The 14,196-nt window shown below is 36.3% G+C and carries 12 protein-coding genes and 1 pseudogene; 10 read left to right on the forward strand and 3 right to left on the reverse strand.

Going from position 1 to position 14,196, the window contains the following annotated elements; all coding sequences use genetic code 11:
- The 6 genes and pseudogenes from QZR90_RS08085 to sufU form a co-directional block, all read left to right on the forward strand.
- A pseudogene (locus QZR90_RS08085) lies at positions 1–771 on the forward strand (diaminopimelate decarboxylase); the annotation flags it as partial.
- 345 nt (positions 772–1,116) lie between these two features.
- On the forward strand, positions 1,117–1,860 hold the full coding sequence (sufC, locus tag QZR90_RS08090) for a Fe-S cluster assembly ATPase SufC (protein WP_295790653.1): 744 nt from the start codon (positions 1,117–1,119) through the stop codon (positions 1,858–1,860).
- An 11-nt stretch (positions 1,861–1,871) separates the two neighbouring features.
- Positions 1,872–3,281: a Fe-S cluster assembly protein SufB gene (sufB, locus tag QZR90_RS08095; protein ID WP_295790654.1), complete on the forward strand. Its 1,410-nt coding sequence runs from the start codon at positions 1,872–1,874 to the stop codon at positions 3,279–3,281.
- Between the two features lie 9 nt (positions 3,282–3,290).
- Entirely contained in the window at positions 3,291–4,340 is a 1,050-nt protein-coding gene (locus QZR90_RS08100) for a SufD family Fe-S cluster assembly protein (RefSeq protein WP_295790657.1), read from the forward strand.
- A 20-nt stretch (positions 4,341–4,360) separates the two neighbouring features.
- Positions 4,361–5,590: a SufS family cysteine desulfurase gene (locus tag QZR90_RS08105; RefSeq protein WP_295790659.1), complete on the forward strand. Its 1,230-nt coding sequence runs from the start codon at positions 4,361–4,363 to the stop codon at positions 5,588–5,590.
- A 255-nt stretch (positions 5,591–5,845) separates the two neighbouring features.
- Positions 5,846–6,289, forward strand: coding sequence for a Fe-S cluster assembly sulfur transfer protein SufU (gene sufU / locus QZR90_RS08110; RefSeq protein ID WP_295790661.1), 444 nt, complete (start codon positions 5,846–5,848; stop codon positions 6,287–6,289).
- A gap of 86 nt (positions 6,290–6,375) precedes the next feature.
- Here sufU and QZR90_RS08115 read toward each other — a convergent pair whose 3' ends face one another.
- Complete coding sequence (locus QZR90_RS08115; RefSeq protein ID WP_295790663.1) at positions 6,376–6,621, reverse strand: (2Fe-2S)-binding protein; 246 nt, start codon at positions 6,619–6,621, stop codon at positions 6,376–6,378.
- 188 nt (positions 6,622–6,809) lie between these two features.
- Between QZR90_RS08115 and QZR90_RS08120 the strand changes: the two genes are divergently transcribed.
- On the forward strand, positions 6,810–7,487 hold the full coding sequence (locus QZR90_RS08120; RefSeq protein WP_295790666.1) for an HAD hydrolase-like protein: 678 nt from the start codon (positions 6,810–6,812) through the stop codon (positions 7,485–7,487).
- Between the two features lie 166 nt (positions 7,488–7,653).
- Here QZR90_RS08120 and QZR90_RS08125 read toward each other — a convergent pair whose 3' ends face one another.
- Complete coding sequence (locus QZR90_RS08125; protein ID WP_295790669.1) at positions 7,654–8,172, reverse strand: S-adenosylmethionine decarboxylase family protein; 519 nt, start codon at positions 8,170–8,172, stop codon at positions 7,654–7,656.
- Positions 8,173–8,506: 334 nt separating this feature from the next.
- On the opposite strand from QZR90_RS08125, the gene QZR90_RS08130 reads away from it, so the two are divergent.
- Positions 8,507–11,329 carry an FAD-binding and (Fe-S)-binding domain-containing protein gene (locus QZR90_RS08130; protein ID WP_295790673.1) on the forward strand — a complete coding sequence of 941 codons (2,823 nt, stop codon included), beginning with the start codon at positions 8,507–8,509 and terminating at the stop codon, positions 11,327–11,329.
- A gap of 182 nt (positions 11,330–11,511) precedes the next feature.
- Positions 11,512–12,507: a site-specific integrase gene (locus QZR90_RS08135; protein ID WP_295790679.1), complete on the forward strand. Its 996-nt coding sequence runs from the start codon at positions 11,512–11,514 to the stop codon at positions 12,505–12,507.
- 267 nt (positions 12,508–12,774) lie between these two features.
- On the opposite strand, the gene QZR90_RS08140 is transcribed toward QZR90_RS08135, so the two are convergent.
- The gene (locus QZR90_RS08140) at positions 12,775–13,101 is read right to left on the reverse strand and encodes a LysM peptidoglycan-binding domain-containing protein (RefSeq protein WP_295790681.1); all 327 of its coding nucleotides are present in this window, start codon (positions 13,099–13,101) and stop codon (positions 12,775–12,777) included.
- Positions 13,102–13,407: 306 nt separating this feature from the next.
- Here QZR90_RS08140 and lexA point away from each other — a divergent pair, with 306 nt between their 5' ends.
- On the forward strand, positions 13,408–14,091 hold the full coding sequence (gene lexA, locus QZR90_RS08145) for a transcriptional repressor LexA (protein ID WP_295790683.1): 684 nt from the start codon (positions 13,408–13,410) through the stop codon (positions 14,089–14,091).
- Positions 14,092–14,196 lie beyond the last annotated feature (105 nt).

Consider the following 14,196-nt stretch of genomic DNA (forward strand, 5'->3'; position numbering starts at 1 on the left):
AAATATGGCATGACTAAGGCTCAAATCTTAGAAGCTGTAGCGTATTGCAAGGATCATGGGGTAAAAGAATTTGGCTTGCATACCATGGTAGTATCCAATGAATTAGATCTTACAGGTTTAGTTGGTACCGCACAACTTATGTTTGATTTAGCTGTAGAAGTAAAAGAAAAAACAGGCGTAAGTGTAAGCTTTATTGACCTTGGTGGCGGTGTAGGCGTAGCTTATCGCCCAGAAGATACACCAGTTGACTATACAGCGCTTAGTACCGGAATAAAAGAAGCCTATGAAAATACCCTAGAGCAGAATGGCATTCACAATGTATCCTTAGCCTTTGAGTGTGGACGTATGGTAACAGGCCCTTATGGTTATTTAGTGACAACGGCTATCCATCACAAAGATATTTATAAGAATTATATCGGTTTAGATGCTTGTATGGCCAATCTTATGCGCCCAGCGCTCTATGATTCGTATCATCATATTACAGTGGTGGGGAAAGAAAATGCGCCTCATGACCAAGTGTACGACGTAACTGGCTCTTTATGCGAGAACAATGATAAATTTGCCATTGACCGTCAATTGCCTAAAATTGATATGGGCGATATCATTGTAATTCATGATACTGGCGCTCATGGCCATGCGATGGGTTTTAATTATAATGGTAAATTGCGTTCTGCGGAATTACTCCTCAATGAAGACCACAGTATTACACAAATTCGCCGAGCAGAAACCTTAGATGACTTATTTGCAACATTAGATTTTAGCGATTTATAGAATAAGTCTATGATTGGCTAATCAATTATGGTATAATATTTAGGACGATTGAAGTAATCTCTTAAATAAACTAATAGATTTTTCTATTTTTATAAAAAAATTAAATATTATTTTTAAATTCATAGTAATTTAGTAGAAATTAACTTGCAAGGTAAACAGTTAGATTGTATAATGTTTATTAGGTATAAATGTTACAAATCTTGATGGTTACCGAAGTGGTATGAATTAAAAGCTGTATGAGCGATATTTCACTTTGGTGAAATGTCGCTCTTTTGTATTTACACCTAATTTACTCATTATCTATGACTAAATATCATAATTATCAATAAAAGGAGTGATCGAATCGTGGCAGAATTGCTTCGCGTAGAAAACCTACACGTATCCGTAGAAGGTAAAGAAATCCTTAAAGGTATCGACTTAACAATTAATAAAGGTGAAATCCATGTAGTTATGGGCACTAATGGTGCTGGTAAATCTACATTAGCCAATGCTATTATGGGGAATCCAGTATATGAAGTAACTGAAGGCTCCATTACATTTGAAGGTGAAGATATTACTGAAGAAGACGTAAACAACCGCGCTAAAGCTGGTATTTTTATGTCCTTCCAAAATCCAATTGCCATTCCTGGCATTACAGTAGAAAACTTCATCCGTACAGCTAAAGCTACTGTAACTGGCGAAAATGTGCGCGCTTTAGCGTTCAAAAAAGAATTAAAAAGCAAAATGGACGAATTATCCTTCGACCAATCTTATGCACAACGCTATGTAAATGAAGGCTTCAGTGGTGGTGAGCGTAAGAAAAACGAAATTCTTCAAATGTCCATCTTAGATCCAAAGCTTGCTATGCTATACGAAAGTTACTCCGATCTCGGCTTTTACGCTGGGCGCATCGTATCTGATGGGGTAGATCGTTTCCACAACGAAAACAACGCAGTACTCATCATTACACATCACAATTCTATTTTACAAAAACTTAAACCAGATTTTGTTCACATCTTAATCAATGGCAAAATCGTAAAAACTGGTGATGCATCCTTAGTAGCAGAAATCGAAACAAAAGGCTACGATGCTTATAAAGCATTAGTTTAGGAGGCTTGTTAATGGAAACTAGAAAGAAAACTCATGTAGAAGAGATGGACCGTGGCGTCTATGATATAAAGAATGAGTTTGAATATTCTTATAAATCAAATGCTGGTCTTACGGAAGATATTATCCGTGAGATTTGGTCCAATAAAAATGAACCTGAATGGATGTTAGAATTCCGTCTAAAATCCTTAAAAATATATAATGAATTAGATATTCCAAATTGGATTCCTGATATTTCTGGTCTTAACATGGACAATATTGTTACGTATGTTAAACCAAAAGTAGATATGAAGGGTGATTGGAATGAAGTGCCAGAAGATATTAAAAGCACGTTTGACCGCTTGGGGATTCCAGAAGCGGAACGTACTTCCTTGGCTGGTGTAGGTGCTCAATACGACTCTGAAGTTGTATATCACAGCATTCAAGAAGATCTTGTAAAACAAGGTGTTATCTACACAGATATTGAAACAGCGCTTCATGAACATGAAGACTTAGTAAAACAATACTTCATGACCTTGGTTCCTCCAAGTGACCATAAATTCGCTGCACTGCATGGTGCTGTATGGTCTGGTGGCTCCTTCGTATATGTGCCAAAAGGCGTACATGTAGAGATTCCATTGCAATCTTACTTCCGCCTTAATGCGCCAGGTGCTGGTCAGTTTGAACACACCTTGATTATTGTGGAAGAAGGCGCTAAGGCACACTTCATTGAAGGTTGTTCCGCACCAAAATATGATGTATCCAATCTTCATGCAGGTTGCGTAGAATTATTTGTAAAAGACAATGCCACACTTCGTTATTCTACTATCGAAAACTGGTCCAAAAATATGTATAATCTTAACACTAAACGCTCTCGCGTTGGTAAGAACGGTACAATTGAATGGGTAAGTGGCTCCTTTGGTTCTCGCGTATCCTGTTTATATCCAATGAGTATTTTAGCCGGCGAAGGCGCTCATTGTGAATTTACTGGCGTAACATTTGCTGGTGAAGGTCAGTACTTAGACACTGGTGCTAAAGTTGTTCATGCCGCTCCACACACAACAAGTAATATTAACTCTAAATCTATTTCTAAGAGTGGTGGCGCAGCAATTTACCGTGGTGTATTAAACATCGGTAAAAATGCAGAACATTCCAAAGCAACGGTATCTTGCGAATCTTTAATGCTCGATCAAATCTCTCAATCCGATACAATTCCATCCATTAGTATTGAAAATGACAATGTAGACCTTGGTCACGAAGCTAAAATCGGTCGTATCTCTGATGAAGCTATCTTCTACTTAATGACTCGTGGCATTAGCGAAGAAGAAGCACGCGCTATGCTTGTACGTGGTTTCGTAGAACCAATTTCCAAAGAATTGCCATTGGAATATGCTGTAGAAATGAATAATCTAATTACCTTAGAACTTGAAGGTTCTATCGGATAGGAGGTACTGATGAGTAAAGTATTATTTAATGAATTACCCAGACCAACCTTCCGGTGGTTACAGGTAAATCATACTGAAGGTGTTGTAGCCAATGGCCAATCACCAGCTACAATTACAATCGATGCTAATGAAGGGGTAGTAACAGAACTGCAGAATAAGGCTTTATTGAATCCTAATTTTGAAGGCGCTGAAGCAAGCTCTTTATTAGCGGTTACAAATGAATACAACAAAGGCCTAGCTATTTCTGTACCAGCTAAGGCAAAGGAAAAAGTTGTTATCACAATTGATGCCAACACAGCTAGCGTAGGTGATAAAACACGCGTCGCTATTGATGTGGCATCAGAAGGTGAATTAGAAGTTCTTTACATTGTAAAAGGTGAAGCCAAAGAAGGTGGCATTAACTTACTTACAGAAGTCAATGCTGAACCAAATGCCAATGTGACTGTAAAGAAACTCCAACTCTTAGGCGAAGGCGTACAACAAATTGAACATCGCTATACTAAACTAGGTGCTAATAGTAAAGTAGAATACTTGAATGTAGAACTTGGTGGCAGCGAAAACTTCTTGCATTACACTCAAGACTTGAGTGGTGAAGAAGCTCATATTGTTCACGATTTAGCCTATCTTGGTGAGAAAAAACAAAAATTTGATATTTCCATGCTCATGTCTCATGTAGGCAAGAAAACTGTCAGCGATATTCATGTACTTGGTGCTTTAGGTGGAGAATCTAAAAAATCCTTCCGCGGCACTTTAGACTTTATCCGTGGCAGTGTAGGCGCAGAAGGGGCAGAAGAAGATACTTGCGTATTATTGGATCCAACTGTTAAATCTGTATCCTTGCCACTATTACTTTGTAAGGAAGATAATGTAGTTGGTAATCACGCCGCTAGTGCTGGTCAATTAGACAAGACAAAATTGTTCTATATCATGAGCCGTGGTTTTAGTGAAGCAGAAGCCAAACATATAATTGTTGAATCTATGCTTCGCCCATTAATCGATCAACTTGGTAGTGAAGAGTTAGAAGAATTAGCCCTTGCTACAGTTCGTGCTAAAATTTAGTCAAAGTAAGAAGGTGTATTATGAGATCTGTTGCAGAAGCATATAAAGATTTTCCAATCTTAAAAAAAGAACATAAAGGTCACCGCATTGTTTACTTAGACAGTGGGGCAACTACTCAAATGCCTGAAGCCGTTTTAAACGCCTTACATAAGCATTTAACAGAGCATAATGGTAATCCTCATCGTGGTGCCCACGTACTCGCTGTGGAAGCCTCTGAGGCGTATGAAACAACCCGTGATGCTGTACAACGCTTTATCAATGCTAAAGAACGAGAAGAAATTGTTCTCACTCGCAACACTACAGAAAGCTTGAACTTAATTGCGTTTAGTTATGGCCTACACAATCTAAAAAAAGGCGATAAAATTGTCATTCCTGTATCAGAGCATCATGCCAATCTTGTAACTTGGCAACGTGTAGCTCAAGTTACTGGTGCTATATTAGAATTCATGTACTTAGATGAATCAGGCCATTTAAAACCTGGTGAAATGGATAAAATTGACAATACAACTAAGATTGTCTCCTTTGCCCATATCAGTAATGTACTTGGCATGGAATTCCCTGTGGAAGAATTGATTAAGCGCGCTCACGCTGTAGGTGCTATCGCTATTTTAGATGGTGCCCAATCAGCGCCACATAAAAAGATTGACGTGCAAGCATTAGACTGTGATTTCTTCGTATTCTCTGGTCATAAAATGTGTGCCTCCCAAGGGATTGGTGTTATGTATGGCAAACGTCATCTATTAGAAGAAATGCCGCCATTCCTACTCGGTGGGGACATGATTGAATATGTACAAGAGCAATCAACTACCTACAATGAAGTACCATATAAATTTGAAGCTGGTACACCTAATGCTCATGGTGCTGTTACTCTTAAAGCAGCTATTGAGTATTTAGAAGAATTTGGCATGGATAATATTAATGCCTATGAAAAAGAATTAGTTAATTATGTATTGCCAAAATTGTTAGAAATTCCTCATGTACATGTATTGGGTTCTGAAGATCCAGCTGAAAAGCATGGTGTTATTGCCTTTACTATTGATGATGTACATCCTCATGATGTAGCGACTATTTTAGATAGTAAAGGAGTATGCATCCGCTCTGGTCATCATTGTGCACAACCACTTGGTGCGTACTACAATGTCCCTGCATCTAACCGCTTAAGCATGTATGTATATACGCGCAAAGAAGATTTAGATATTTTCCTTGAAGCAGTGAAGACAGTACGTCCAACTATGGGTTTAAAAGACTAAGTAATTCGATTTAATGGCTAATTCGTTTGATTTCCATTTAAACACTAAGTTATTTTGATTTCAATAAAAATACGAAGTTAATCGATTAAAAAAGCTCATCTCACTTATTAGTAAGCGCTCCTAAATTAGGTGGCGCTTACTGATGAGTGTATTACTTTGTAATGTATTAATCTTACAGTTGTTGAGATTAATACATTGTAAAGTAAGTAATAAAAATAGTAGTAAAGGCATTACATAATATAGGAGGTTTATTCCATGGAAATGGATCAATTATATACAGAGTTAATTTTGGAGCATAATCAGGATAAGCGCAATAAACGTTTACTTGATGTATTTTCTACTTCTGAACATGGCCATAACCCAAGTTGTGGTGATGATTTAACCTTGCAAATCGATGTTAAAGATAATGTAGTAGTAGAAGCTGCTTACACTGGTTCTGGCTGTGCAATTAGCCAAGCTTCAGCATCTATGATGATTGATATTATTAAAGGCAAAACTTTGGATGAAGCCTTCCGCCTCGTTGATTTATTCTTAGGCATGATCAAAAAAGAAGTAACCGATGATGAGGAATTAGAAGAATTAGAAGATGCTATTGCATTAAAGAATATTTCTAATATGCCAGCCCGTGTAAAATGTGCTGTTTTAGCTTGGCATACCTTAAAAGAAGCCTTAAAAAAAGAAGAAGCTAAAGCGAAGTAATTCTATATAGGTAAAATAAAAGAGTTAACCGCAACCTTTGTTACGAGTTAACTCTTTTTTATTTCTTTAGTTTTTAATCTTTATTTTTATTCTTTAGATTGAGGCTTTGGCAATTTGCCCATATCTTGAAGTAGTTTTACAATGCGAACACCGCAGTTTTTACCGCCACAAGAGCCAGTGCCTGCGCCTGTACGCTCACGAATCTTTGGAATCGTATCACAGCCATCATTAATCGCTTCTTTAATTGTTTTTCGACTAATGCTGCGGCAAGTGCAAACTTTTGTGTATTTATCTAATATACTATCAGGAACCTTCTGTTCTTCAAAATCCATAATACAACCTCCTTATACTACTTAGTATGTGGTATGATATACTTAATTATAACCTTATTGTATCATACAATAAATGTTCTTAAAATACTAAACTATTATGTACATTGTTACTATTGTACAAAACTGTACATATAATTATAAAAAATTGTTTATAAAATAACTCGTCTTATTTAAAGAAAGGATTTGCTATGATCTGCATTATTTTTGACCTTGATGGAACCCTTACAGATTCTGCCAAAGGGATTATTACCTCCATTAAATATGCCCTAGAAAAGAAAGGGGCTCCTATTCCTGATGAAGAAACCTTGCAATTATTCTTAGGACCTCCAATGAAAGAGTCCTTACAAACTTATTGCCATATGACAGAAGCGGAAGCAGAGGAGACCTACGGCTACTTTAGAGAACGCTATGAAACAGTAGGGAAGTTTGAAAACGAAGTATATCCAGATATTGAGCGCATGTTAGTCACCTTGCGCCAAACCAATACATATGTAGCGGTAGCCACAGCTAAACCGGAACATTTAGCTAAAGAAATATTAGACCATTTTAATTTAACTCAATACTTTGAAGTTATTCGTGGTGCTAATGTGGCAGAAAATTTAGTTCATAAAGAAGATATTTTACGTAAAACTATTGAAGAGTTACGTGAAATGTCCAATAGCCGTGTTAAGAAAAATATTACCGGCTGGTACATGGTAGGGGATCGCAAATACGATATACTAGCAGCGAAAGCATTAGATTGCCGCGCTTTAGGCGTTACTTATGGTTATGGTACTAAAGAAGAACTAGTAGCAGCCCAGCCAGATTATCTCTGTGACAATCCTCATGATATAGTGCTTCAAATCGCCGTAGATACTTTATTATAAAATACTCTATATAAAGAAAAAGACGCTCTCTAGAGCGTCTTTTTGTATTTCCTATAAATATATAGTTACTATTGTGTATTTTTATAGTTTAAATCTTTTAATATGCTTAAGCTTTTTATGTTCTTATTTTTTCTCTTAGCTCTTATAATAAGGCAAAAGACCTAGCTTATTTATCATCTGTTGGGTGATTTGTATTGCGTTTACCAATCACTTTAAATACTTTAGCACCTTTAGACTTTAACTTAGTTCCAGTCTCTTGAAGCCGAAGGCGCGTGCGAGTCACTCTTGCCATAGCCGAAAGAGATGTCTTTTTGCGAGGCTTCATATCTCGTAAAGAACCAAAATCACCGCGATTTACACTAGTCGCTTTAACTCGTTCAGCTCCAAAGGATTGCTTTAATTCACGCATAATGAGCGTTGCCTGTAGGGGAATACCAAAAGTATAAATATCAGCTGCTGCATAGCCCATTTCAGGATAGGTATGAACGATAATATGACAACGATTGGCAATAGCAAATAGAACAATTTCATGTTCTAGCACCTGACAACTGATTTCATCTACCGGTTGCTTAGCTGCTTCTAGAGCATTTGTTACACTCTCTTGAATCATAACAGGGGAGCTTACCGCTTCCTCTAAGCAAGCATATAAATCTATTAATAAATGTGTACCTACTGAATTTGCCACGAAGGGCCACCTACTTTCATACTATATTGCAATGTTTTTTATTCAATCTTATTATATCATCTAATTATACCTTGTATTAGCTGTATTGTAAAATATATATATACTAAAGTTATTTCTAAAAAATTTAATATAATATTTTACTATCTATGCAGTGAAGTGATAATAAACCCTCCTAACATTAGTGATATACTAATTATAAAAACATGAAAAAATAATACCCACTTTTAATTTACATTGATTCTATAGTGTGCTATTCTTAATTTAATAGATTACCATTTTGGTAACATCTAAGTGATGTATAGAGTAATAACAAATACTAGGAGGTCCTAAACTAATGGGTATGGTATTGAGAAAAGATTATGACACATTTGTAATAGAAGCAAAGAAGATTTGTCCTGACCGAGTATTTACTGATTATTTACTTCGCTATGCTTATGGGATAGATGCCTCTTGTTATAGCTATTTACCAAAAGTTGTAGTAAAAGCGCATAATGAAGCAGAAGTGGTTCAATTAGTATTGCTAGCTAATCGCTGTGGTACACCTGTAACATTCCGTGCAGCTGGTAGTTCTTTATCTGGTCAAAGTTCCTCTGAAGATGTGCTCATCGTTGCTAATGATGGCTTTAAAGATGTGACAGTATTAGAAGATGGCAATGCCATTCGCCTCGCTTGTGGTGTAATCGGTATTGATGCTAATGATGCCTTAGCTAAATACGGCAAAAAGATTGGCCCTGACCCAGCTACTTTAGCAACAGCCTTAGTAGGGGGGATTTTAAACAATAACTCCAGTGGCATGTGCTGTGGCACGGCGCAGAACTCTTACCAAACGATTCGTTCTTTGCGCGTTGTACTAGCTGATGGTACCGTCCTTGATACAGGTAATGAAGCCAGTGTAAAGAGCTTCTTACAAACCCATAAAGATTTAGTAGATGAATTATTAGGTCTACGTGAGCATATTATGGAAGATAATGAGCTCGTAGACTTAATTCGCCGTAAATATAAAATTAAAAATACCACTGGCTACAGTATTAATACCTTAGTTGATTTCCATGATATTGTAGATATTTTAAACCATATCTTTATCGGCAGTGAAGGTACTTTAGGCTTTGTTAGTGAAGTAACTTACAATTGCGTAGAGGATGTTAAACATAAGGGCTGTGGCTTGTTATTCTTTGAAAAGCTTAGCGATGCATCTCGCGCTGTAGTAGCCTTAGCTAATATGGGCCGTGAAAAAGTAATTGCTGCGGAAATGATGGACTATTTAAGTCTTAAGAGTGTGCAACAATTACCTGAAGTACCAAGCTTTGTTCGCGACGTACCAGAAGGAACTAGCTGTATTTTATTCCAATCGGAAAGTAATGATCCTGATATATTAGAAAAGAATCTTGCCTATATTAAAGAAGAGTTGAAAGATATTCCAACAGCCATTCCAAGTCTATATTCTAAAGATGCAGAAGAGTACAATAGCTGGTGGATGATCCGCAAAGGCTTATTGCCAATCGCAGCAGGTCTTCGCCGTCCTGGTACAACTGTTATTACTGAAGACGTATGCTTCAAGATTGACGACTTTACTGATGGTATCGAAATGATTACAGAATTATTCCACAAATATGATTTCGTAGATAGTGGCATTATCTTTGGTCATGCCTTAAGTGGTAATGTTCATTTCATTATTACACCAAACTTCAACGAACAAAAAGAAATGGATAATTTTGCTGGCCTTGTAAAAGAAATGGCAGAGCGCGTAGCTGGTGTAGAAGGCTCTATTAAAGCGGAGCATGGTACAGGCCGCATGGTGGCACCATTTGTAGAACTTGAATGGGGTAAAAAAGCATATGCTGTAAATCGTCGTATTAAAGAGATTTTCGACCCACAAGGCTTACTCAATCCTGATGTTATCATTACAGATGACCCAGATGTATATAAGAAAAATCTTAAAGCAATGAGTGATATTGATCCATTGTTCAATATGTGTATGGAATGTGGCTTCTGTGAAAAACATTGTCCAAGCCGCAATTTAACCTTAACACCAAGACAACGTATTTCCTTGTTGCGCGAAGAAAAGCGCCTCTTAAAAGAAGGCAATATCGCTATGGCAGAAGAGCTTAAAAAAGGCTATGAATACTATGGTGTAGATACTTGTGCAGCTTGTTCCATGTGTTCTCAATTATGTCCACTCGGTATCGATACAGCTCAAATTGCAATTTCCATGCGTAAAATTGATCCAGCAGGACGCAACCTAGCTAAAGCTATTTACAATAACTTTAATACAACTATTAAAGCCGCTAAAGTAGGGGTAACCTTAGGCGGTGTAGCTGGCAAGGTAGCAACTAAAACATTATTAGCTAAGATTAGTGAAGATGCACACAAATTAACAGGTTTAACACCTTATGTGCCAAAAACTATGCCTAAAGCTAATACGTATACATTGCGTACTAAACGCAAACCAAATTACCAAAAGAATGTAGTATATTTCAGTACTTGTGCTAATCGCGCATTCCGTCAAAACCAAGGATATGATGACACTCGTAGCTTACAACAAGTATTTGAAAGTCTCTGTGATAAAGCAGGGTATAATGTAATTTATCCACCTCATATTGAAAACCTTTGCTGTGGCTTAAGCTTTGAAAATTATGAGGAAATCGATAAAAAAGCCCTTGCTGATTTAACTGAAGCCTTAACTAAAGCTAGTGAAGGTGGCATTTATCCAATCGTAATTGACCATTCCGCTTGCTTTAACCATGCATTCCGTCATATTCAAGGACTTAAGATTTTAGATATTTCTGAATTCTTATATACATTGTTACCAAGCCTTGATGTGAAGAAATGTGACGAATCAGTTATTGTACACAAACAATGTAAAATTAAAACTGTTGGCAAACAACAATACATTGAAAACTTAGCCCGTGCATGTACTGATAAGGTATTCAATATTAAATCCTTTGCCTGTGATGGCTTTGCTGGTCAAAAAGGTTTCTTTACACCCGAACTAAACAAATGTGCTACTAAAGACCTAGCCGCAGAAATTAAATCCTATGGCTGTACCTTAGGCGTAAGCTCTAGTTCAACTTGTGAAATTGGCCTTGGCGAAAATGGTGGCATTCCATTTGTAAGCATTGCCTACTTATTGGATCGTTGTGCTTCTAAAAAGCAATAACTAGTAAACTATATAAACAAGCATATAGGTAAAACACATATAATTCCTTTTTAGCTTATTCATAGGCTAGACTGAGAGGAGTCTATTTGACTTAGTTTTACCTATATGATACAATTACTTCCGATAACGATATATTATCGGAAGTAATTTTTTTATATAAAAATGGAAGGAGTCCTGCTATTATGCCGTCTAACAAGCATTTTTACTTGCGTGACAACGAAGTCCTTATGGCCAGCTCCCAACTCTCCGCTAAGGCTAAACAAAGCATTATTTTATCTAAATCAGAAAATACGATTAATGCCTATGAGTCTGACTGGGATGATTTTGTCTATTGGTGTGAACTCAATCATACTAGTTCATTTCCAGCTACGCCTGAAACCATTGCTAACTATATTAATGATTTAGCTGACAATGCCAAGGCTAATACGATTTCAAGACGCATTAGCGCTATTTCTGAAAATTTTAATGCTTCAGGTCTTCCTGATAATCCTTGTAAATCCTCTTTAGTAAAATCAGCCCTCCGTGGTATACGTCGCCTTAAAGGTACCTATCAACAAGGTAAAACACCTATCCTCTTAGATGACTTAGAAGATATCTTCCAGGAAATGGATACTATGGATATAGAGCCGATTGTTAAGTTACGAGATAAAGCCATTCTACTAGTAGGCTTTATGGGCGCCTTTCGTCGTAGCGAATTAAGTGTCATTACTGTGGAAAATATCAATTTTTCGCCACAAGGTATGGAAATCTTCGTAGAAGCCTCAAAAGCCGACCAAGAAGGCCAAGGTGCCGTTGTTGCTATCCCATTTATAGAAAACGCTGAATTTTGCGCTGTAAGGGCCGTCAAGGAGTGGCTCCGGTATTCTGGTATTAAAAGCGGTCCAATTTTCAGAGGTTTTACTAAGAAAATGACCTTGCGTAACACAGCCATTAGCGATAAAAGCATTGCTGAAATTGTAAAAAAATATGTAGCTTTGATTGGCCTAGATCCACAGATGTATGGTGCACACAGTTTGCGTCATGGTTTTGCTACTACAGCAGCAGCCTTTGGCGTAGAAGAACGCAATATTATGCGCCAAACTAGACATCACAGTGTTAATATGGTGCGAAGATATATTAATGAAGCCAGTCGCTTTGAAAATAATGCTATCAATACTATTTTTAAACAAAGATTCTAAATATAAATAAATAACGAATCTAAATATAAAAAAGACTTCACAAGCCGCTTGTGAAGTCTTTTTCCTTATTCAGTTGTATATATAAACAGTCTAAATCGGGAGTGTTCTTACTGTATATAACTAGTGTATCAATTAATATAGAATGCTATAAATTTCTATAGATTAATATAGTCTATTTTTTAAATTTAATAATACTTTAGATACTGTATATTATTTTATGTTATTTCATATTATTTGGTTTTATGTATATTAGAATTATTTCAACAATTAATCTTTAGATGCCATGTAATTAACTGGACTTCCAGTATTATGTTGAATGGTAGGAATTTTTAATGTGCTACCAGGTTCTAAATTAACCGAATCATCTAATTCATTAATGTCTTTCATGGCATGAACCATTTCACGAACATCTACAGTATTATTTGCGTTTGCTGCTGCAATATCCCATAAAGTATCACCAGACTTTACAGTAACAATCTTTACATTATGAACATCTAATTCAGGACTTGTATTGGTAGTAAAAAATCCAATCAACAAAGTTAAACACATGCCAACTGCAATAAAAAATTCTTTTTTCATTTCTACTCGCCTCACATTTTCTATAATCACTTACTTTAGTAAGAAATCTTCAAGATATAATCGAACATTTTTATAGGTATGTATGTTCTTCTATGATGTGATTATAGCACACGAATAAATGTTCGGTCAAGTAATTTTTCGAACATTTATTTGACAAGCTTTAAATGTTCGATTTATAATAGTATTAAGTTAAATAGTTTGTTATAATATTAACTATATTTTCAGTACGAAACGTTAGATTACTCCATAATGAGTAATTCTTTATATATTATCTTTATTTTATAATTTTTTATAGTTCTTTTAGAATGAGAGGTTTTCCCCTTGAGACGACCAGCAACTGATATAAACTCCAAACAAAAACGTATTTTAGACTATATTACTGATTCTTTGCAAACTAATTATCGCTGCCCTAGTGTGCGTGAAATTTGCAATTATATGGGGTTAAGCTCTACTTCTACAGTACAAAGTCACCTTAATACATTAGAGCGATTTGGTTATATTAAACGCGATATGAATAAAAACCGCTCCATCACTGTAGTAGGTATGAAACAAAAGTATGTTCCAACTGTTGCTAAGTCTGAAGATGATGAAGTAACCGCTTCTGAAACCTTTGAAATGATGCAATCTAAACTTCGCGTGGTTCCTTTAATTGGTACGGTTCAAGCAGGTTTGCCTGTTACAGCTGTCCAAAACCAAGAATCCACTGTGCCCTTGCCACTTTCTTTAATTGGTAATTCTGAATGTTTTTTACTTCGTGTACGCGGCGAATCCATGCGTGATATTGGTATGTTTGAAGGTGATCTTCTCATCGTTCGCAATCAATCTACCGCTAATAATGGCGATATTGTAGTAGCACGCATTGATGATGAGGCGACTGTAAAACGCTTCTACCGTGAATCAGACCGCATTCGCCTACAGCCAGAAAACAGTGAATTCGATCCGATTTACACTAAAGAATGTCAAATTGAAGGTAAAGTCATTGGTTTAATTCGCGATCACATTTAGAATTATACTTTAAAATAATTCTAGACAATTTAAAGTAAATTATGTCATGTTAAATAAAAAGTATGCAACATAATAAATAAACAAAGTAGTTAGTATTTAAATAAG

It is taken from the genome of uncultured Veillonella sp. (genome assembly GCF_900545795.1).
Classification (GTDB): Bacteria; Bacillota; Negativicutes; order Veillonellales; family Veillonellaceae; genus Veillonella_A.